Origin of the sequence: Bradyrhizobium sp. 521_C7_N1_3 (assembly GCF_052075975.1) — a bacterium.
Taxonomy (GTDB): Bacteria; Pseudomonadota; Alphaproteobacteria; order Rhizobiales; family Xanthobacteraceae; genus Bradyrhizobium; species Bradyrhizobium japonicum.
Window position 1 is genome coordinate 3,082,620 of sequence record NZ_CP197232.1, and the last position, 20,258, is coordinate 3,102,877.

Genomic DNA, 20,258 nt, shown 5'->3' on the forward strand with positions numbered 1-20,258 from the left:
ATTTCAAGACGTCCTTTGCGCATGGCGCTTCCCTCGCAAGCGCAAAAACCGAACCTGAGCGCGAGTTCTGAAGCCGGATTGAGCGGGAGCGGCGGCTACCGGGTGATCTCACGGGCGGCGGCTTCTCGGAACGGTTCGCGGCGTAAGGCGGCATTCAGCTACTCCGGCGCCGGCCAGGCATCCATCACAGGTCCTCCCGAAGCCCCTTGAAGAATGGATGGAGACGACGCCTTCGAGCCCAACCTTGCAGGCATGGGCAAAGATCTCGCCCCCGTCGATCTCAAAACTCTCGCTGAACTGGACGTCGCTGCCGGTGATGATCTTCTTCAGCGCCGCCTTGCGCTCGAATAGCGGCACCTTCCGGATGTCGCTGCCGTAGTTACAGCAAGTCGAAGGCGACGAGCACGATCTTGGTCGAGGTGCCCTTTAGCTCGTTCTGCAAGACGGAGAAATCGGTGCTGCCATCGGCGGCCGGCACCACGATCTCGCCGTCGATGATGGCCGAGCTCGCCTTGATGTGCCAGGCGTCGTCGGCGACCTTCTTGAAGCGGCGGGTCCAGTCGTGACCGCGGCGGGTGAAAACCTTCACTGCTTCGTTGGCGAGATGAACCTGGACGCGATACCCGTCGAACTTGATCTCGTGAATCCATCGCCCGCCTGCCGGCACGCGGTCGATCGAGGACGCCAGCGCCGGTTCAACGAAGCCGGGGAAGGGCGCCTTGACGCCGAGCGCTTCAGGCTTCTTTCGTTGAAACGCCATGGTCTACACCAGGCGCAAGCTGTACTGCCGGGTGTCCTGGGCAGCGTAGCGATGGACGAACTCCTGCAGGTGCGAGGGGACGTCGCTCAGTTGCAGGTTACAGCGGTGCTGGATCTCGCGCGCAATGTCCTCAGAGACGTCTTCAGACCAGCGCTCTGACGTGTTGAACGCGATGACCTTGACCTGCGATACTCGCCTGTGAGCAGGTCCTGAATGACGGTTTCGAGGTCTGCCGTTTCCATGTCGGCTTCGCGCCAGGCGCTGCCTGCGCGCCCAAAATCATCCGCCACCAGATACACGGTCGGCTCATCGGCCGGCACGATGGAAGGAGTCCATCCGGACTGACGCATACGCAACTCCACGCAACAGACCGGGATTCAATTGGAATTGAGAGGATTCGTTCCGGCTCGGAACTGCTTGTTACAGCTGCGCCTTATAGCGAGGGCAATCAGCGGAGGAAACATGGCAGTCAACAAACCGACCGGCGATAACGCCCGCAAGGGCGCCGTGAAGAAACGCTCGCAGACCAAAACGACGATCGGCGGCGCTACCGGCTTCACGAAGCGCGACAGGACATCCGGCGAGTTCATGGCTGTGAAGAAGCCGAGCGCGGCGAAGAAGGCCGCGAAAAAATTCAAAGGTGTCCGGATCGAGAAGAAAGCTAAGAAAACCGCCAAGCGAGCCCGCTAGGGTTGGCGGTTGGCGTTACCGCCGGGCCTCGCCCTCCCGAATGTAGCGTCATCTTCGCCCATCGCGAACAATGCGCCAGCGATGAGAAGGCGCCTTACCTGCCATTAGTGCCTCCGGATGGGTTCGAACCTAGCGATCTTGGTTGCCCCTTCCCAAAGCTCTACTGCGTGCCCGTCTACAAGCTGCTTGGCTCGCTCCCTTGCGGCCGTTTCGTCCGACGCCTCAATGTCAACTCGCAGAGCTATGTACTCGTCTTCCCCGATGAGGTAAGCCCGAAATCCTCGCATGATCCAACTCCAAAACCCCGCCTCGTTCCAAAGCGGGGACAATTTTAGAGCTGATCTAAAATCACGTCACTATCCTAGGCCACTGGGAAAATCAAAGTAGATCACTTAGGTCGCGAACAGGCCAGTTGCCAAGACGGCCCCGGCCGTGGGGCTTTTGGGGTGTGTGAAGGCCGGGGCCGCTTGGGGATGCTTGGCCCTTGGCAAGACCAAGCGGTTTCCAGATTACTAGGTGCATGCAATGTATCTGTTCGTTTGAGCACATTGCGCAGCCAAAAAAAATTGCCTATTTTTCCCGGATCAGCTTACATATGTTATTAACTTTCGAGCGGCGCCTTGATAGCCTCCGGAAGCCGGGCTGGTTCTTTGATTTCGGATCTATTGCGCACCCGGGGCGGCTCGCACCTGCAAGTTTGGCGGCGGCATATTTCAGCAGAGAGTTTAGATCGGCGCTTCAAAACTAAGGCCGCCTGGGGGCGGCTTTTTTTGCACTCACCAGCACAAAAGAGACGGCCCCAGCTGCTGCCGGGCGGCTGGGGCCGTTGGGTTCGCTCAGAGCTGGCAGGGGACCAAACATCCAGAGCACAGCAACAAACCGGTCATTTGCCACTTGTTCCTAGTAAAGGCCCGCCCCCGAGAAACCATGGTCAACGGAGCTGGACCGCAGGCACGGCTCCCCCCGTCAGGAACTTGCAGCCACTTATTCGCTTATGAGAGCATAGCCGAACGACGGCGCGTTTGGAAAATAGATCCAAGTCGAACACAAGGAGCCCTTGCCGAAGAGCTAACGCCGAGAATTTATAGCTCCTACCCAGGCGGCCTCACGCTATCTCGTCTTCCCAAACTTGCCAGTGGCACCTCTGACATTCGAACACCCGAACGTTTTGGTTCGCGCGGGGATCGATGTCGAAAAAGCAAGAGCCAGCTCCCCATGGCAATGGGGGCATGAAGGATATGGGCCTCTGTCTTGCGGTTCGGGAGGAGCTTCTTTGTCAGCGTCTGTCATCAGTAGATCTGCACGTTCACGTTCATCCAATGCCGAACCACTACCATGACCAATCGTTCCCTAAACATTTAGGGCACTGCATTTTTGAAATTAGGGCCGGTAACGACGCCCGCCCGCTTGGATCGGCGGTGAGCAGAGGTCGCCAACCGAGGCCGGCCCTGCTCTCGCAAGGGGGCCGTTGGATGCTGTCCCATGGCCGGGGTCTTCTTCTTTGGTGCAAGGGGGCCGCCGGCGTCAACCGGCGGGGTCACTGAGAGGCTGCCATCCGACCGGGTGCGGCCTCAATGCAGGATTGCATGTTTTTCCCGGTGACATCCCGTTCCGACTTGCTCTAAATCGATGTTGCTTGGCCGTAAGCCGAGCAGCGGGGACGCCTTTCGATGGAAGAATTTACGGCCTACTTGTTCGGGCCCGATGGGCATATTGTGCAACGCGTAAGTCTTATTTGCGCGGATGTGGACGCCGCCAAAGAGCGAGCGGAGCAGCCAGCCGAGACCTATGCGGCAATTGGCGCGCAAGATCGCCAGCTATCCGCCACGCGGTCAGTAAAAAGCCTATTATTGTACAGCTAGTCCAAGTGTTCCTTGCGAATCTGGCGCGATCGGGAAAAATTTGCAATGCGCGCCTATTTGAGGGCTGCGCCGAACGGCCTAAGCCTCCGGCCAGCCCCGGAAACTGCTTGAGGCCGTTTTGCTGTCTCGTGTCACAAACCTGTGGCACAGCCATTGCAAACCAAAACATAACTGGGATTTCAGAGCTCAGTTTGAGAATGAGACGCCGCCGGGACATGTATTTCGAGCCCGGCAGCGTTTAATTTCGAGACTAGTGGGACAGCCGCCAACTTGCACCGGCCTTGGGCTGTCGAGACCCGGCTCGCTGGTCGGGCGGAATTGATCTAGCGGGCGGCGTTGCACTGTCGGCCCGGTAGGCGCGCACGCACGCTCGGCGCGCATGGCGGCAAAGCCTGGGATCATTCCGCGATGGTGCGGGCACTGGAACTGATGGCGGGGCACGAGATCGCCGCAGCGTAAGTGTTACGCGGTAACACTCTCCAGACTTGGCCTGTCTTTCGTCGTGCGGGGCTGCCGTGTCGCTGCTGGCGTCGAGTGCAGCCTTTGCCCAGTCGACGACCGAACAGGGCGCCAGGGACGGCGCGCGCGCGGGTGGCGACATCGGCGGACCGATCGGCGCGATGGTCGGCGGCACGGTCGGTGCGGCCGTCGGCGCCGGCCTCGAAATTCCGAATGCCGTGCTCGGCGGAATCCCGCGCGACGATTCCGTCGTGATCCACGAGCGCGTCGTCGTCGGCGAGCCACTGCCCCCGACCGTGGTGCTGCGCCCCGTGCCGAACTACACCGAGTATCGCTACGCGGTCGTGAACGATCGCCGCGTCATCGTCGAACCGCGCACGCGCCGCGTGGTCAAGATCATCGACTGATCGGTCAGAGCGCGAAGGCTTTGACAGCCGGGCCCTGCGGAGCGTCACTCCGCGGGGCCCTAGTTCGTCAGGGGCGAATTGGTGCGAACTCGGCACCGTTGCCTGTGGCGGGTTTCTCGCAACGCCTGATTCCCCCAACCAGGCACCGGCGATTGATTTGTTTGAGGCCACGGAACAACTTGATACTCCCATGGAGCAGGGTGAAATGACCGAGGACGAGCTTTCTCGCAAGTCTGAGCGTGCGCTGGTGACTGTCGCGCTGAGCACGTTGACCTTGGTCATGCTGCTCGGGTCGTTCCTGTATAGGTAGCTCAGCGCGTCCGGCCTGATGCACCCGGTCGGCTATGTCCGGTGATCGGGCAAGAGCGAGAGCTCGCGCCTCGCTTCACAAATTGCGGTTGCACGCGGTAACGGGGTGACTTCTATCCTTGGTATGTGCCTGGCCCGTGGGGTGTGGTCTTTCACCTTGCCTTCGCTCTTGAGCTTTGCAGCTCTGTCATCGTTCTTCTTGGCTGACTCCTCCTTATCGCCTGGAGTGGCGCATTGCGAACCGGCTTTGAGATCGCCCCTCACTTGAGCCTCGTCGGCTGAGTTCTGCTGGGATTTGTCCTGCTGGAGCTTGTCCTCGCATTGCTCGGCCGACGCGGTGGCGGCGATGCAGAACAAGGTCAGCGCGAAAGCGATTGCGATCGATCGATGCACGGATGTGTCCTTGACTTCGTGGATGCGCGTTGCGGTAGGTAGCCTCAGTTCGTGTTGCCGGCGTTCAAAAAGAGCCAGCTCTCTGCTGGCGGCTGACGGTGCCGAGTTCGCTCTCTATTAAAGCCGGCGCGAGATCCAAAGTCTTCCAGCACCAAATAGAGATGACGATTAAGTCGGTCGAGCGGCGCGATTGAGGGCGAGGTACGCACCCAATACTCCGGTACGCGGTAATCCTTGGCGGCCCTGGCCTGGGCAAATTGCACCAGCAGATAAGAGCGCGGCCCCGGCTAGGGGACAAGGGGGTTAGGCCAGGACCGCTCCGCCGGCTTTGGCAAGAGCCAGCGACGGCACAAATAGTCGCCTGCCCTTGTGGTTCCTGAGAGCCCGCAAGATCGGGAAAAAATGGCACCGGCGCGGAACGCACAAGAAGTTGGCGGAGTTGAATTATGAACCTCGCGCCCCGGTAATCGGCGCCGAGCGCGTAGCCTGGAGAGGCGGCAAACCAGTCCCGTGAATTGCCAGCATGGCCGCGAGAGTATCCTGATGGACACGACTGTGACGTTCGATGAGCTGCGACAGATAGAGCGCGATGTCGTCGAGGGAGAACGACAGCTCGCAAAGCAAGAGGCGCTTATTGTCGAACTAAAGCGTCAGCGCCAAGAGACGACCAAAGCTGAGGCCGAACTTGAACGGATGCGCGCAGATCAGCGACTTCGGGAGCTGGATCGACAACGTCTCCTGTTAAGGCTGCAGCCCTGATATCGCACCTCAATGACGCTGTTAGAGCGCGACTGCTGGTTTTTCCCGCCATGGCGGTGTTTTACGTTGATCTTCATGGTAGTGACGGGGAGCTTCGCGATGACGAAGGAATCGAGCTCCATGATTTGACGTCGGCGCGTCGTTTGGCGACCGAAGCACTAGGGCAGATCATCATCGATAATGGCTTCGAAGATCAGTACGGACTAAAGTCCGTCAGAATCCGCGACGCGGTGAAATCTTACGAGTTTCCGCCAATGTTAGTGTCTCAGCAAATTGAGCGATGCGAACCTTGCAGCGCAGCGGAAAGGTGGCGCACCAAGCACAACGTGGAGACGAGGCGCGCTCCCTGTAGGAACTCCCGCACGAGGTGGTCGTTAGCGCCGCGTTGGGAGATCGGTTTCATGAAATGTTGGTGGAATACCTAGATCGCGCGGTGCAACTTGAGCGATTAGCGTCAAGCGAGCGCGATACAAATTTTAAAAGTCAGCTACTTTCACAGGCATCGGCTTATCGAGGGCTCGCCGCCAAACGAGCCAAAGGATTACGGACTACCTGCGCCAAGCCGCTCCGAGATTGCGCATTATCGATTAAGTCGAGCGAACCGCTCATAGGACCTCATACTTGATAATCCACGTTACGGTTTGCCCGCGCCCGGGCCGAGCGATTAGGGCACGTTCAGTAAGTCGGTGATGCAGGTTCGAAGTTGGTCGATCTGAAAAGGCTTTCTAAGCCTAGGCCGGGACAGGAATTTCTCGGGTACGCCATCGCTGCCATAGCCGCTTGCGAAGGCGAATGGGATATTGCGGACCTGTAAAGCGTCGGCGACGGACACGCTCGTTTCCGCACCGAGGCTAAAGTCAAGGATGGCAAAATCAAACTCTGCGCTGGATGCCAACGCAAGAGCCTGCGCCAAATTCGCGGCTTCAGCCGACACTGTATGGCCAAGCTCCTCGAGCATGTCCGCCACCATCATGCGGATCAATGCTTCGTCCTCTACAAGCAATACTGAAGCCACAAGGTCAGCCTATTGGCGATTGATGAGCACAGCCTTCGCAAACGCTCTTAGCGCCGCGCTCCGTAACTCGTTCAAAGTCGTGTGGCCCGATTCTGCCGCTTCCAAAAGCTGTTCGGCGATCAGCCTCCGGCTTTCATGGTCGCCGCCATTTGGCAGCTCGCAGCAGGCTTCTTCCAGCACTACTTCCATGTTTGACTTGATGCGGTCGGACAGCTCCATCCGACATCTCCGGCAGGTAACGGGAACTACCGGCAATATGGAACCCTCTGCCGCGTGGCGTCAATACGCCATTCGCCGCCGGTGGTCTCGGGCGGTAAATTTGCGATGATACGTGGGCCAAAGAGGCTGCGGCTAGGTCGGAGCCGCTCCGTTCCCCCTGATCCCTCGTCCCGCAAGAGAAGGCCCGAGCTCAAAGGGGGGCAAGCGGCGGCCTGCGGCCCTCATTTGGCACGTTCTTTTCGCCGCCACGTTGGACGCGATGGTCGACGCTGATTTTGTCAGATACTTGCATCAAGCGCGGAATTGCCTGGATGATGCTGAGAAGGCGACGCGCGAGGTCGACAGGGAGGCGTGGCTGAGGCTTGGGGAAGAATGGATGGAGATGGCGCGCAGAGCTCAACGACAAAGGCTTTCCGTGCACTGAGGCCACGCGGGCCCCGGCGGCGACCAGAGTTCAATTTTAGGAACTCAATCCGGCTGCAGCAGTTGAGGATTCGTTTTTTAACAAATTCAAAGGTGCGCCATGCGCCGCAGAGTGAAGCAGACCCGCTCGTTTGACGAACGAATGGCCGAGCAGGCCGCTAAGCTTAAAGAACTGGCCAGCCAGCCCGCCGGGGCGGAACGTGAAGCGCTGCTTAAGCGAGCACGGATCGCTGAGACCGGCGCTCACCTGGGTGATTGGCTGACGTCTCCCAGGGTTGCGGCAATCAGACTCAGCCGAGCCGAACGCTAACCTGCCATAACGCATTATTGGTCATGCCCAAGTACTTCTTCCACATTACGCACGAGCACACCGAGATCGATGACGTGGGAGAGGAGCTCCCGGACAAGCACGCCGCCTGGAAGGAGGCCACCATCGCGGCCGGGCAGATGCTTCAGGACATGGACGGAAAGCTGAGGCCGGGGCACGATTGGCGCATGGAAGTAACGGACGAGTTTCAGAACACGCTCTACGCGCTGCACATTCAAGCTGAGAAGCCAAAGTAACCTCGCAACGCTGTCGAGCGAACACTCCCGTCTTCTAAGCTCTCACGCGGGTAGGAAAGTGCGGCAGGCCTGCTTCTTAGGGCGGTACGATAAATCCGAGATCCTCGCGAACAGCGCTGCAGAAGCCGCCATTTCACGGTCAAAGATCGGGACAAAATGACACCGGCCCGAGCCGAACCAAGATGGCGGAATGAAACTTTTGGTCAGGGAGGATATTGTGCTGAGGAGCCAACTACTTGGGAGGCCGCCATGTCGGATCCTGTTCGCCGCCCGTGGACCTCAGAAGAGATTGAGAAGCTCAAGGCGATGGCCGGGAATCACCGGCGCGAAAAGATAGCCGCTGAATTAAACCGAGGCGCCCCGGCGGTGGCCCTCAAAGCGCATCAGCTTGGTATCTCTTTGCGATACCACGCCGACGCCAAAGCGTCGACAACTCAGTCAGCGCCGGGCCGCTAACTTGATTGTTTCGAGCCTGCGTTGCCTTTCTGTCTGGAGCGGAAGTTCGCCACCGTCAACCACTGTTCATTATTACAAGCGCACCTTGCCCTTCTGGAGTTACCGGCAGAGTATTTGATCCGGCTAGCGGCTGTCTTGGATGACCTTAGGCTGGATCAAGCGTTGAGACTGAAAAAGCGCTACATCGAGCGAGCCTTCGGCGGTGCCGGCGCAATCGCAATTGCCGAGCTCGAAGCTTTCGCTCGCGCCCACGGCTGCACGTTTCGCTACAATCGGGACGCTTGAGGGCGTATTCCTGTACGCGAGGAGTTAACGAGCAGCCAAACTTCTCAACCGGCTTCCCCTGCTTTCCAACCCTTCTCTGTAGGCTGATAACGCTCCCCCTGTTTCATCAGCCAGCCTCCTTCAACCATCTTCTCTGCCAAGGCCTTCGGGCATGCCGGCTGGTTGCTGCCGGGGTAATACAGGCCGTCTCTGCGCTCGACTATAAAGCCGTAGATGCGCACCAGACGAAGCGTTTTCAGCATGCCGGGAATGAGAACTACGGTTGTGCTCGTCATCGCTCTCCAAATGTCGGACCACCTAAGCGTTCCGAAGCCACTCGGCAAAATCTGCGTCAAATTATCGACAGGTAGCGCGCGAGCTACGTGGGTGTCGACAACGCCCGCCGGTTCACGCTGGCGGGCCTAATTAGTGACGTGACTTTAGATCGGCTCTAAACTCGGTTCTGCTTCTGAGCGAGGCGGTGTTTTGGAGCGGGATCATGCGAGAGTTTCGCGCATACTTGATCGATGGCGAGGGGCACATAACGTTTCGAATCGACCTTGACGTGCATGACCCGGAGGAGGCTCGGGAGCGAGCCAAATTGATTGTAGACGAGCACGCGGTTGAGCTTTGGGAGGGCGTAACCAGACTAGGCCACCTCAATGGCTTACCCTTGAGTGCGTTAGCCCTGGACGGCGAGCAACGCTCTGATCAATGTTACCTTCTCTTTGGCGCTGCTCGGTCCCTCGATGGCCTTCCGGGTATCGTCGACGAGGCCCTCCAATCGCAGTCGATGCGCGCGATCAACTTCGCGGCGACGGGCATCCGCAATCTCATCAAGAGCAACCATGCGGCGAGTATTGCTGAAAATTCCCGCTGCGTCAAAGCGCCTCCGCCACTACGGGGTACCGCCGCACCGTAAGACCGTAGATTGGGGGCGCGTAGAGCGGACCTGTCTCGATCGCTCGTAAGACGCATCTGTGAGGCGACGCCCGAGCACGGCAAAGAGAGCCAGTGAACGGGTCGGGAGAGCTCAGATAGGACGCATAACGAGGCCTTTGAAGAGGCTCGAGCCAAACACTCGTCCCCGTCGATTGTCTGGTTCGGGGCACTTTGCAGACATGGCAGGAGAGGGCGCTAAGGTCCGCAAAGGGCCACGAGCATTGTTGCGCCGTCAGCGCTGGGCACCCTGTGGCACCTTTCGACGGGAATGCGCTCTTGCGCACCTAGCTTGGCAGATCGAAACTATGGAGCTTTTGCCTATTGAGGACAACAATTTCGCGGTGCGTCGTCTGATTGCCTACAAAGGCGATAACACCTTCACAATGAAGCCGCGACAATTCTCGCGAAACGGTCTCGATGCATAAGCCCAGATAATCGGCAATGTCGCGCCGAGACATTGGCAGAGACATGGTGTTTGCGCCGGTTCGGTTATCCATTTCGGCTATGAAGGCGGCTACCCGTTCCACTGCGGACTTGCGTCCCAAAAGCAGCATGTGATTTTCCGCATGCTCAAGGTTGCTGGTGGTCATGTAAGCAGGTTGCGCGCGACCACAGCGTCTGTTTCGGCCACCGCTCGCAGGCTTTCTCGCTTGATCATGCGCACACCGGTGTCTACGACAGCCTCGGCCGTGAACCTGTGCCGTTCCCCATTTTCGAGGCCAAAGATGTCGCCCATCAGATGGAACACCCCGATCTGTCGGCGACCATCCAGGAGCAGCCTGTAACTGCGAACGGCGCCCCACTTTACTTGATAGACATGCTCGGCGGGGTCCTTTTCACGAAAGATTTCGGCTTCCTTGCGGTATTCAACCTCGAGCAAACTGAGAATTGGGTTGGAGGCACTATCAAAGCCGAGATCACCGAGTGTGCTGGTCTTTCGTCGATCCGGTACGCGCGCTAACATTGGTGAACTCCCCCTAAGTCGTCCCAGATTGCGGCGATAGCTCCTAAGACCAAAATTGGGGATTGTCTCTTAGGTTATTGCACCAAGGGGCATTCAACCGGCCGAACACGCCCGCATGACCGCTACAGAATAATCTTCGGCTTGTAGCGGGCACAAGACTCCGCACATTTAATATATGCACGTTGCCGAGCATTTGGTTCCTTGTAAGTCCTTAACAAGATTCAAGAAATCCCGCTAAACATCTGAGCCCAGTGTTGCGGCTAGGCTACATCAACCTGCGGGCGAACGGGATAGCATCGCCTTAAGTGGACGTCGTGCCTTTTTGAACTTCTTTCTGGGGAGATTTCTCGTAATGAAAAAGCTTCTAATTATCGCGGCCGGGATGACGGCCATGGGTCTATCTGCTCCTGCGTCGGCGGCTGATATGGCGGCACGTCCGTACACCAAGGCGCCGCCCCCGATTGTCTCTCCGGTCTATGACTGGACTGGCTTCTACATTGGCGCCAACGGCGGATGGGGCCAAAGTCGCGGTTGCGTGGATTTCGTAACTGCTCTTGGAACAGTCGCAGGTGGTTGCGCGGATCGCTCCGGCGGCCTTGTCGGCGGACAGATCGGGTATCGCTGGCAAACCAACCAGTTCGTCTTCGGATTGGAAGCGCAGGGCGATTGGGCCGACATCAACAACACGCGCGTCAGCCTAGTCGATCCACTCATTTCGACCACAGGGAAAACCGACGCTATTGGTCTCTTCACGGCTCAACTCGGTTGGGCGTGGAACGCCTCGCTGCTCTACGTGAAGGGTGGTGCGGCTGTGACGCACAATCGTCTTGATGTCTTCAACAACTTCACCGGCGTGGGTCTGGACTCGGCGAGTCATACGCGCTGGGGCGGCGCCTTGGGAGTCGGCTGGGAATATGGCTTCACGCCGAACTGGACGGTTGGTGTTGAATACGACCACCTCTGGATGGGGAATGACACCCGCACCTTTGTGGGTGCAGGCTTGGTCACGCCCGGTGGTGTCACTCTCGTTGGCGAAAGGTTCAGTCAGGATGTCGACATGGTCACCGTCCGGTTGAACTATCGCTTCGGCGGTTACTCTCCGGCCAGATACTAATCGCTTCAGTCTGCGCAAACCAAAGCCCCGGCTCGCCGGGGCTTTTTTCTGGCTATGAATTACTGGCATTGCCGCATTTGCGATGATGTCTGAGTCAAGAAACGCCAAAGACGGCGCTCGATGCCACCTGTTTTCCGAGTCGGGCGAAGGTGTCTGGGAGCAGTATGAACCAGGAGGCCGCGATCACTATAGAGATCACGAGCATCAAAGCGGGGAAGATCCGCTTTATCCGCCTCGCGTAAAACCGGGAGAGCGTGAATGTGCCATTCCCGACTTCGTCAAAAATAATCCCGGAAATTAGATATCCAGAGATCACAAAGAAGACGTCAACCCCGATAAAGCCACCGGGTATGTACTCGGGAAAAGCATGAAATAGGACCACAGCGAAAACGGCTATGGTGCGCAAACCATCGACATCAGGACTATAGCTTCGAGATCCGCATCTGCAAATCACAGTATACCGACTGCCTCGCGGAAGCGAGTGAGGAAAACCGCGCTGGTATGGCTTAGTTCTCCCTCAAGCAAGCCGATGTTTTGATATTACGGCCGCCGGCTGCACCGTTCAGTCCCGTTTCTTGCCCGAAGCAGGTCACCCGCTTGGCGCAGATTGCGCGGCGGAGGGCGCCTGAGTCGCGGCCGACTGCGCAAGCACCGTCTCTCCGCCGAAGAACGATGGCTGATGGTGGTTATGCCGTGAGGTGATTTGAAAAGAGGCAATTTGCTCAGCGCTAACAAGAAGGACGAAACTCCGCCCAGTGTTCCTCAGCCTGCCCGGCAATGCGTGAAGGCCATATGTGGCATTGCAAGTGTAGCGTTTTCGGGAATTTGGAACCTTCCGTGATCCAGTCGAGTTACTCGCAGCGAACAGTGGGCCCAAAGTCTCCAGGCCCTGAGGCGGACCCTCGGTCCATGTCCGTGGCGGATTTAAACGAGAGACGCGCTCGCGCTTCCAAACTTTGAAAGGAGGCCGGAAAGCCTCAAGGTCGACTAGATGAGTTTTGGCACGAGGCGGAGCGACAGTTGAAGGAAGAAACAATCCGCCGCGAGCTTAAGACGCCAGACACTCTCTGACGCCCGGGCCGGTCGGTGTGGAGTGGCGTTGATGGACTATCTGCCCGAACTTCGGCGGCTTGAGCATCAGCTCGAATTGACTCGTCGGGCTGTCTCGCTCATCTCCGACGGGGCGACCGTAGAGCGACTCGAAGCATTCGCCCGGGAGATCAGCGATAGGCTCCGCAGACCGAAAGCCGCAAGCTTGGTGGAGGAGACGAGACGGCGGGCGTACGAGCTTTGGGAGAACGCCGGGCGCCCGGAGGGCAGGGAGCTTGAATTCTGGCTTCAGGCCGAACGGGAGGTCCGTCACAAAATCGCAAACTAACCATTGTAGATGTCGCCATTCCGGCAGATTGCTAGCCAGGTTACCAATGCGACTGCAATACATATTACGTTGGCGGGCTATCGTATAACTTGCATCAGTGCTTGGGATATTCCGCAATGTCGTACGACACACCTACAGTGCAGGTGCTCCGCACCGTTCTCGATGAAGTGCTCCTAGCCCCATCTTCACCAGGCAGCGAAATCGTCCAGCGGTTGAAGTTGCGGAGCGCATTCTCTGGCTTGCTTCGCAAGGGGAATGGGAGCCTGGTGCGATCAGAAGCGCATCTGCTGAATGAGTTTTTGGCCCGCACCGCGGCCTGACGCTTAGCTGCTTGGCCAACCGATCAAGCAGCATCTTGGGCGGCTTCACGTTGTCGAACATCGTGAGATATAGTTAGCAATCGCGTCGACAGCTTGGCGCATCGCTGCTCTCAAGTCGTAGCGGTCATAGGTCTTCCCGCTGCCGACGATGGCGTGATGGGTCAGCGGCCTCCGTCGTGTCGCGCGGGATACCCGTAGCCCCCGCCCAGGTCGTGGCTGACCGGCGCGCGTCGTGCGGGAACCACTCGGCCATTTTAGCTTTAGCAGATCGGCGGACAGTCTGCGAAAGGGCGGGACGGTCAATAGGCTTGTAGCCTTTGCCACGAGTAGACGGAAAAGCGTAGGGGCTATCGTCCTATAGTCGCTCCACAAGCGCTTGCTTGATTAGCTTCACGGCTTCAGGGCTCAGCGGGACCGTTCGGGACACGGGCAGGTCCCAGCGCGGCGCCGGGCCGTCAAGGGTTAAGGGCGCATGCGCTAGACCTGCAACGGCCGCTGCGCGGTCAGAAAGATCAGAGGGGCACTAGGAAGATACCAATTCCGCGGCGCCGATTAATCGTCTGCGTCCATCGGGGTGCGCCAGCACGAGTGGTGTTAGCGCCGGCTTGGCCGGCCGCTGCTTCGGCTCTATTTGATTGAAGTGACCACGGGTCGGCAGCGGGATCGACAGACGCTTGCACGGTGCTTGGCCCATGCCGGGATACCGGTCATACTTCGTCCGGTGCCACAGGAAGTTTGCTTGGCGAATCGTCGCGTCAATCAGAAACGCGCATAGCCAACCGTCCGGCTCTTGCTGAGATTGCTGCGAACGTCGGCCACAGTTCGTCGGACTTCATTGCGGTCAACCGAACGTATCTCGCCCCCGCTGCGCACTGGTGACATAGCAGCTGACGATTCCAAATCACTTGGATAGCTCGTCATGGCCTATCGTTGAATTCCGTTCGGTTTCCCCGTCGGCCATCCGCGCATGGTTCGCTGCGGAGTCAGAATGATGAGCGAGGAAGAAGCCGATCGCTATCGAAGCTGAGGAATGCCGCCGTTTGGCCGATAGAGCAATGAGACAGCCGGACGACAACAAAGCCTGGCTGAGCCTGGCGGCGGATTGGCTGAGCCTGGCCGAAGGCGCCAGCATGCAAGTGGAGCGCAAGGGGGGAGCGCTATCGCCTGCTGAGCGAAACGCCCAGCAATGAGGCCTTCACCATCGTCGCGCCTGGCGTCCGCTTCAGCGCTTTTGCAATTTTTGTGGCACCAGCCTTTTGTTTGGCCAGCGACTTCAGTGCTTTCACATCATCTTTCGTCCATTCGCGACGAACAGTTTTCTTCTTCTTCTTGGCCACTTCGGCGCTCCTTCAATGTTGAAGGGCGCCGTCTAACACATGAGGCGTGGCGTGCAAACCCGCGTGAGGAGATTCATTGCCCAACGACCATTTTAACGCACCTCACTGCCAAACTTAACCCTTAGGCTCGTCCGGAAAATCAAAGCTGAGAAAAATGAGCGCGAAAGTTCCGACGATCACGAGCGCAACGCATAGCGCTCACTCGATAGCAATCCGCAATCGCTAATCGGATGCGACACCGAGCCGGTGGAAGGCGTGCTGGGGATTCAGATGCAACTGCGGAGGAGGGGTAGACCCACCGGGCGTGACGTGACGAAGATTACGTCTGCTTTGCCCCTATAGCGACTAAGTTCGTGTGGCATCGCAATAGGTCGCGATGGGCCATGTGTGGACGGCTCCGGGTTGGCAAGAAGAAACTTCACTTTGCAGCATTGGTCGGAGCAGCCATGTGTTCGGCCTGTTAGCGCGGTTCACGTGACCGCTGGCCATAATGCCCTCCGCGGATCAGGTCCCGGTCAATAGCACGCATTCGACGATGCTGTGGCCCAAGTGGGTTGTCCTGATCGCCGGATCGACCCGGCGCTGCATTAGTGCTGTTCACCCTTCCAACCGTTACGTCACACCCGGATGACCGGCTGTGATCTCGTTCACGCCGTAAGAGCGGCGGGTTCTTGTAGCATTCGTTCCTGGCCATCATCGCCCATGCCATCCTGGCGAGCTTGTTGGCGAGTGCGATGGCAGCGACCTTGGTGGGGCGCCGCGCCAACAACGAGGTGAGCCAGGGCCGATGGCCCGTGCCATGGATTTTAGCATAGCGGATCACGGCGAGTGCGCCTGCCGTGAACAGGCTGCGCAAATAGCGATCGCCTTGCTTGCTGATACTGCCAAGCTTGTCCTTGCCCCCGCTCGAGTTCTGCTTCGGCACGAGCCCAACCCAGGCCGAGAAGTCCCGTCCCGATCGGAAGGCGTTGGCATCCGCAACGCTCGCGACCAGCGCTGTTGCCAGCGCCGGCCCGACGCCCGGGATAGCGTCCAGCCGTTTGCTCGTCGCACTTGATCGATGCCAGGCGATGATGCGTCGGTCGAACTCCAGGATTTGGACCTTCAGGACCCGCAATTGGCTGCCGAGAGCCGCAAGACACGCGCGGGATCAGCTGTATCGGCCACGACTTCCAGCAACTGCTCGACACCCCTGCGCCCGACGGGGGCGACAATCCCGAACTCGGCAAGATAGGCGCGGATTGAATTGATGACGGCAGTCTGCTGGCGGATGAACAGATGGCGCTCGATGAAGCATCAGACAGCTCTGCTGCTCGACCGTCTTGGTCGGCACGAACCGCATGTTGGGTCTCGTGACCGCCTCGCAAATCGCCTCCGCGTCCGTGGTGTCGTTCTTCTGCCGCTTGACATAGGGCTTCACATAGGCCGGAGGCATCAACCGCACCGTATGCCCCAATGTCTCCAGCTCACGGGACCAATGGTGCGATGATGCACAAGCCTCGATCCCCACCAGGCATGGCGGCAGTTTCCGGAAAAATGCCAGGACGTGCTGGCGCCTCAAGCGACGGCGTATGACCACCTGGCCGGCTGCATCAACGCCATGCACTTGAAAGACCGACTTCGCGATATCCAGACCGTTTGTCGAAATTGACTGCATAGGATGCTCCTCCGAATCGTGGGAGCTTCAAAACGGCGCCCACTCCTTGGCACTCCTGTGCCGGTGGAGGAGCCGTCCACAGCATCACGAGCGGAATTGACAGATCCGTTGATGGAGGTCGCGTTCGCGGCGATCTCCATAGATCTCGCTCAATCTGCCACCTGGTTCGAGAGGTGGGAGCAGCACTCCTACTCTTCGCTCAAAATTCGGTCGAGACGTAGCCGGTGTCGATGATCGGTTAGCAGGTGTGCGCCACCCAAGACAGCGGCCAGCGTTCCGAGCCCGGTGCCGCCTGCGATCAGGAACATAATCAGCAATTGGTATTTTACCGCATCAACCGGTTCGACGCCGGCAAGAATCTGTCCAGTCATCATGCCCGGCAGGGAAACAAGGCCGATCGCTGCCATGCTGTTCATGATCGGCATGAAGCCGCTTCTCAGCGCGTCCCGTATGATTGGCAGCAGGGCTTGGTATCGGGTGCCGCCGAGTGCGAGACAAGCTTCTACGGCGGCGCGTTCACGCACCAGGCTATTCGTCAGCACGTCCAAGCCGAGGCTTATCCCGGTCATGGTGTTGCCCAGGATCATGCCCAGCAAAGGCAGCGAGTAGCGCGGGTGATACCACGGATCGGGGCGTAGCTCAGTCAGGAGCGCGAACATCGTGACCGTACCGGCGGCGAGTAGCGTGCATCCCGCGCCCAGGCCGTAGCGCCAAACACCCGGTAGGCGCCGCTTCTGCCGGGCGACGATCTCCCGCGAGGCGAAGAGAACCATGATGAAGGCGGCGAGGGCGGTCCAGAGCGGCGACACCGCGGCAAACAGGAACGTCAGCACGTATCCAACGAGGACGAGCTGAACCACCATCCGGACGGTCGCGATGGCGAGTTGCTTTTCTAGCTTGAGGCGGAGAACCAGCGAGAGAACGCCGTCCATGACGACAAGGAGAGCGGGTAGGGCCAGATCACCGTACGAAAGCTGGATGTAGGTCATGGCTGGCTTTCCTGGATGCCACCAATCTGGGCCCATCGCGAATATCCTTGACCCGACGCGGCGGGCTTGAGCGTCGTCGTGGGTACTCCAGACGACGCTCGTCCCATTCGCAATGCGTTCGGCGATCAAGGATTCCACGGCCGCAGCGGATGCCGAGTCGAGTGCCGAGGTCGGCTTGTCCAGCAGAAGCACCCGCGATCGCAGCATGAGCGCCCGAACTATCCCCAATCGCTGCCTCTCGCCGGTCGAAAGTCTCTGGATCGGCCACGGTCCGCAGTCGTCCGGCAGCCCCAAGCGCGTGACCAGGGGAAGAGCATCAATCCAGACCGTGAAGTGTTCCTGCACGGTGTCGGACCACCAGCAGGGCTCGGCGGCGAGGTAAGTCACTCGTTTTCGCCAGGCAGGGGCGGGCATCGCCTCCCTCAGCATTCCGTCAAGCTTGACCGTTCCTTCGTTGGGATCGAGGTCCGCGATGGAGCGCAGCAGCAAGGTCTTCCCGGCCCCGGAAGGCCCTTGCAGGGCGATGCATTCGCCGTCCTGCAAGTCGAATGACACGGAGATGTGCAGGCGTTTGAGCCCGCTGACCGACAGCATGCGTCAGAGCTTAAGCTGCAGCCGATCGGCAACCCGCCGGGCAATCTCCGCCGGCGCCTCGTTCGGGTAGGGATGTACCGAGCTGACATTGATCTCGCCGAGCACGTAGCTGTCGCTCCCGTCGGCCTTGACGGGGCCGAGCATGAAGTCGGCGTCCCAGATCGCGGGCAGGTCACCTCGCGCGATGTCCAGCAGCGAGGTTAGCTGGGGCGTCCACTCGTCCTCCATCAACCGACGCAGCCGCTGGAAGCGGGGGTCCGCGTTCGACGTGTAGAGCCGCGGCCCGGCCTCGGAACGCGCCGGCGAGTCGACCAGGGCTTTGACTTTGTGATAGCCGAAGCCGGCGCAGCGATCGCCTGCCATGTAGCACCGCACCACGCCCTCGCTCAGGCGAGACTGGAACGCTTGATCGATCACGCTGCCGTTCTCGAAATACTCCGCGCAGCGACGGAGAAAATCATCCAGCGTCACCTCCTCGGGCGCGTCCTTGGTCGCGTCCAGCACTTTAATCATGGAAGAAGTCGGCAGCTTCTCGACCTTCCAGACGCCTTGGCCGCCGTTGCCCCGGTTGCGTTTGATCACGCGCGGACCGGCGGCGAGCCGGGTCGGTAGCTCGGCACGCATCGCCTCGGCGGTTCGATACAGCGCCGTCTCCGATCCCCAGCCCATCGAGCGGGTGCGATAGAGGACCTCCTTGGTGCCCATCTTGAGGATGACCTCGGGATGGGCGCTCACCCATACGCCCTGCGCGGCGACGTCGCGCAGCAGGGTGTCAAGTCCGGCGCGGTTTCGGCCGTCTTGAATCGGGTTGACCCAGACGAGCACGCCGTCCACCGCGAGCAGTTGTTCGCGGGCGGCGTCGGCGAAGCTTTCGTCGTAGATCGCGGGGCGCCCATCGACGCCGACGGCCGCGAGCGCTTCGAAAACGTCGACAAAGCGGCCGTTTTTCGGGGTCGCATCTCGACGCGTGGCGGCATCTCCTCGCGAGAGGATGGCGACGGTACGTCGGGGAGAGGGTTGTCTTTCGGTATCCATGCGCAAGCTCCACTGTTGCGTGCTGCGCAGAACTTGGACCGAAGTCTCGCCGGGAGTCTGCTTGATCCCGCATGGGTAGCCTACGTGAGGTCGCTGCACTCCATCAAGTGGCCATTCTCATCCGGAGGCAAAGTCAGATCCAGCGCCGGGATCGACTTCGTTCCGGATGAGATCGTCGGGTGCGGTGGTAATGCCTTCGCCTTGCATGCGGCTGCGGCGCGAACGGCCGCTACCGCCATCCAGTCCCGCAGTAGGCCTCTGTCCTCTTTCGAAAAGGAAGCGCGACGCTGGAGATCCTCCAGCGTCTCGCCAGGATGGCACCGCTCGAAATCCTCGCGGATCAGCGACTCGAGGTAAGTCGGATCGAGCTCGCTTATTAAATCGAGTTGCTGGCGCGAATTGGTCCTCATGGTTGCCATGGGCGGGCCCCATCGCGGATGCAGCACAAACGGCAAGAGCGATCGTTGGTTCACGAACAGATCCGCCGGGCTGAAATGCCGCCGTTATAGAAATCTGACCTTCTTCATCAACACCGCGCACGAGCCCCACGGAAGTCCCGATGTTCCTGCAGAGCTCAGCATCAACTTCCCGACGCTTGGCACGGGACTTCCATCTTTTCACGCAGGTCAACCGCCTTATTGACCTGATCTAGCAGCCGCTCAATCTCCTCCCGCTCTCCCGGCTTACGATCCAGACGCTCGAATAGTTGCTGCTCTGCATAGCGTGCAAACGACCCTCCACGTTGGGTGAGATCGCCCACCGGCCAGGGCCGCCTCATCCGCATCGAAATGCCCCGGGGGCGGAGCCCTGTCGCCATCGAGCTTGCGCCACGCTGCGAGAATGTCGGCGAGCCGTTGGCCCTCGCGGTGATCGGAGTCAAGAGCCGACCGACGGTAGCACGCGTGGTGCCGGCGCGAGCCAGTATGACGGCTTCTGCGGCATCAGCGTATCGACCTTCGGCGCGCTGAGGCCGGCGTTCCATTTCATCCATGGCATCGAGTCGAGATGGGGAATCGGCGGAAGGGCGATCTTCTTTTCGAAGGCGTCGGCCGAAACAGGTTTGCCCGGCACACGATCCATTCCCCAAGCTGCCAGCGACGGCAGCAGAAGTATCGCAGCCATGTGCGGCGTGAGTATCCGTCGGAGCAGGCGTTGCGCGGGGACCCGCCGGGATTTCTCCGCCCGAGCGGAGATAATGGTGTGATCGGCGATCATCTCATCCTCCTATCGTTCGAAAAAGACTGATCCAGGCGATCGTGGCGCAGCTCATCGTGAACATCAGCCGGTGCACGACCGCCGCTCCATTTCTACGCAGCCTTCGCTGAAGATTCCTGCTCATCTGAAACCT

General features: G+C 59.4%; 20 protein-coding genes and 5 pseudogenes. 11 read left to right on the top strand and 14 right to left on the bottom strand.

The features are described from left to right. Positions 1 to 204 precede the first annotated feature (204 nt). Positions 205 to 760, bottom strand: a pseudogene (locus AB7008_RS14150) (ATP-dependent DNA ligase); the annotation flags it as partial. 86 nt (positions 761 to 846) lie between these two features. Further along, a complete protein-coding gene (locus AB7008_RS14155) occupies positions 847 to 1,110 on the bottom strand; it encodes a hypothetical protein (protein ID WP_249147037.1) in 264 nt (87 codons plus the stop codon). Between the two features lie 67 nt (positions 1,111 to 1,177). On the opposite strand from AB7008_RS14155, the gene AB7008_RS14160 reads away from it, so the two are divergent. From AB7008_RS14160 to AB7008_RS14175, 4 genes are all read left to right on the top strand, one after another. Continuing rightward, positions 1,178 to 1,450: a hypothetical protein gene (locus tag AB7008_RS14160; RefSeq protein WP_249147036.1), complete on the top strand. Its 273-nt coding sequence runs from the start codon at positions 1,178 to 1,180 to the stop codon at positions 1,448 to 1,450. 2,347 nt (positions 1,451 to 3,797) lie between these two features. After that, positions 3,798 to 4,178: a DUF1236 domain-containing protein gene (locus tag AB7008_RS14165; RefSeq protein ID WP_051664520.1), complete on the top strand. Its 381-nt coding sequence runs from the start codon at positions 3,798 to 3,800 to the stop codon at positions 4,176 to 4,178. Between the two features lie 1,245 nt (positions 4,179 to 5,423). Then, the gene (locus AB7008_RS14170) at positions 5,424 to 5,639 is read left to right on the top strand and encodes a hypothetical protein (RefSeq protein WP_028156216.1); all 216 of its coding nucleotides are present in this window, start codon (positions 5,424 to 5,426) and stop codon (positions 5,637 to 5,639) included. Between the two features lie 50 nt (positions 5,640 to 5,689). Then, the gene (locus tag AB7008_RS14175; protein WP_028156217.1) at positions 5,690 to 6,064 is read left to right on the top strand and encodes a DUF6894 family protein; all 375 of its coding nucleotides are present in this window, start codon (positions 5,690 to 5,692) and stop codon (positions 6,062 to 6,064) included. A 239-nt stretch (positions 6,065 to 6,303) separates the two neighbouring features. Here AB7008_RS14175 and AB7008_RS14180 read toward each other — a convergent pair whose 3' ends face one another. After that, positions 6,304 to 6,654, bottom strand: a complete 351-nt coding sequence (locus AB7008_RS14180; protein WP_039146875.1) for a response regulator — start codon at positions 6,652 to 6,654, stop codon at positions 6,304 to 6,306. A gap of 9 nt (positions 6,655 to 6,663) precedes the next feature. After that, complete coding sequence (locus AB7008_RS14185; protein WP_028156219.1) at positions 6,664 to 6,873, bottom strand: hypothetical protein; 210 nt, start codon at positions 6,871 to 6,873, stop codon at positions 6,664 to 6,666. Between the two features lie 756 nt (positions 6,874 to 7,629). Here AB7008_RS14185 and AB7008_RS14190 point away from each other — a divergent pair. The 3 genes from AB7008_RS14190 (at position 7,630) to AB7008_RS14200 (ending at position 8,601) form a co-directional block, all read left to right on the top strand. Next, the gene (locus tag AB7008_RS14190; RefSeq protein WP_039146878.1) at positions 7,630 to 7,860 is read left to right on the top strand and encodes a DUF6894 family protein; all 231 of its coding nucleotides are present in this window, start codon (positions 7,630 to 7,632) and stop codon (positions 7,858 to 7,860) included. Between the two features lie 249 nt (positions 7,861 to 8,109). Continuing rightward, complete coding sequence (locus AB7008_RS14195; RefSeq protein WP_100214065.1) at positions 8,110 to 8,316, top strand: hypothetical protein; 207 nt, start codon at positions 8,110 to 8,112, stop codon at positions 8,314 to 8,316. Between the two features lie 21 nt (positions 8,317 to 8,337). Further along, a complete protein-coding gene (locus AB7008_RS14200; protein ID WP_039146881.1) occupies positions 8,338 to 8,601 on the top strand; it encodes a hypothetical protein in 264 nt (87 codons plus the stop codon). A 44-nt stretch (positions 8,602 to 8,645) separates the two neighbouring features. Here the strand turns inward: AB7008_RS14200 and AB7008_RS14205 are convergent, their stop codons facing one another. Beyond that, positions 8,646 to 8,876, bottom strand: a complete 231-nt coding sequence (locus AB7008_RS14205; RefSeq protein ID WP_039146883.1) for a hypothetical protein — start codon at positions 8,874 to 8,876, stop codon at positions 8,646 to 8,648. Between the two features lie 203 nt (positions 8,877 to 9,079). Between AB7008_RS14205 and AB7008_RS14210 the strand changes: the two genes are divergently transcribed. Continuing rightward, positions 9,080 to 9,502: a hypothetical protein gene (locus tag AB7008_RS14210; protein ID WP_148311908.1), complete on the top strand. Its 423-nt coding sequence runs from the start codon at positions 9,080 to 9,082 to the stop codon at positions 9,500 to 9,502. 304 nt (positions 9,503 to 9,806) lie between these two features. Here the strand turns inward: AB7008_RS14210 and AB7008_RS14215 are convergent. Further along, a pseudogene (locus AB7008_RS14215) lies at positions 9,807 to 10,486 on the bottom strand (helix-turn-helix domain-containing protein). A gap of 352 nt (positions 10,487 to 10,838) precedes the next feature. Between AB7008_RS14215 and AB7008_RS14220 the strand changes: the two are divergent. Further along, on the top strand, positions 10,839 to 11,600 hold the full coding sequence (locus tag AB7008_RS14220) for an outer membrane protein (RefSeq protein ID WP_039146887.1): 762 nt from the start codon (positions 10,839 to 10,841) through the stop codon (positions 11,598 to 11,600). A gap of 94 nt (positions 11,601 to 11,694) precedes the next feature. Here the strand turns inward: AB7008_RS14220 and AB7008_RS14225 are convergent, their stop codons facing one another. Continuing rightward, a complete protein-coding gene (locus tag AB7008_RS14225; RefSeq protein ID WP_039146890.1) occupies positions 11,695 to 12,006 on the bottom strand; it encodes an acyltransferase family protein in 312 nt (103 codons plus the stop codon). 560 nt (positions 12,007 to 12,566) lie between these two features. Here AB7008_RS14225 and AB7008_RS14230 point away from each other — a divergent pair. Together AB7008_RS14230 and AB7008_RS14235 are read left to right on the top strand one after the other, a co-directional pair. Then, positions 12,567 to 12,671, top strand: a pseudogene (locus AB7008_RS14230) (DUF2934 domain-containing protein); the annotation flags it as partial. A 31-nt stretch (positions 12,672 to 12,702) separates the two neighbouring features. Further along, on the top strand, positions 12,703 to 12,978 hold the full coding sequence (locus AB7008_RS14235; protein WP_441258940.1) for a DUF2934 domain-containing protein: 276 nt from the start codon (positions 12,703 to 12,705) through the stop codon (positions 12,976 to 12,978). 1,477 nt (positions 12,979 to 14,455) lie between these two features. On the opposite strand, the gene AB7008_RS14240 is transcribed toward AB7008_RS14235, so the two are convergent. The 7 genes and pseudogenes from AB7008_RS14240 to AB7008_RS14270 all read right to left on the bottom strand — a co-directional run bounded on the left by AB7008_RS14240 (position 14,456) and on the right by AB7008_RS14270 (position 20,125). Further along, the gene (locus tag AB7008_RS14240; protein WP_080703844.1) at positions 14,456 to 14,635 is read right to left on the bottom strand and encodes a hypothetical protein; all 180 of its coding nucleotides are present in this window, start codon (positions 14,633 to 14,635) and stop codon (positions 14,456 to 14,458) included. A gap of 664 nt (positions 14,636 to 15,299) precedes the next feature. Further along, positions 15,300 to 16,292: pseudogene (locus AB7008_RS14245) on the bottom strand (IS110 family transposase); the annotation flags it as partial. 188 nt (positions 16,293 to 16,480) lie between these two features. Further along, complete coding sequence (locus AB7008_RS14250) at positions 16,481 to 17,281, bottom strand: ABC transporter permease (RefSeq protein WP_039156711.1); 801 nt, start codon at positions 17,279 to 17,281, stop codon at positions 16,481 to 16,483. Next, positions 17,278 to 17,875, bottom strand: a pseudogene (locus tag AB7008_RS14255) (ABC transporter ATP-binding protein). Before AB7008_RS14255 ends, AB7008_RS14250 begins: the two are co-directional and overlap by 4 nt. Positions 17,876 to 17,878: 3 nt before the next feature. Beyond that, positions 17,879 to 18,910, bottom strand: a complete 1,032-nt coding sequence (locus AB7008_RS14260; protein WP_039146895.1) for a Cj0069 family protein — start codon at positions 18,908 to 18,910, stop codon at positions 17,879 to 17,881. 80 nt (positions 18,911 to 18,990) lie between these two features. Continuing rightward, entirely contained in the window at positions 18,991 to 19,383 is a 393-nt protein-coding gene (locus AB7008_RS14265) for a hypothetical protein (RefSeq protein ID WP_232707728.1), read from the bottom strand. 403 nt (positions 19,384 to 19,786) lie between these two features. Next, positions 19,787 to 20,125 (bottom strand): hypothetical protein, encoded by a 339-nt coding sequence (locus tag AB7008_RS14270; protein ID WP_148311909.1) that lies wholly within the window; start codon positions 20,123 to 20,125, stop codon positions 19,787 to 19,789. Between the last annotated feature and the right edge of the window lie 133 nt (positions 20,126 to 20,258).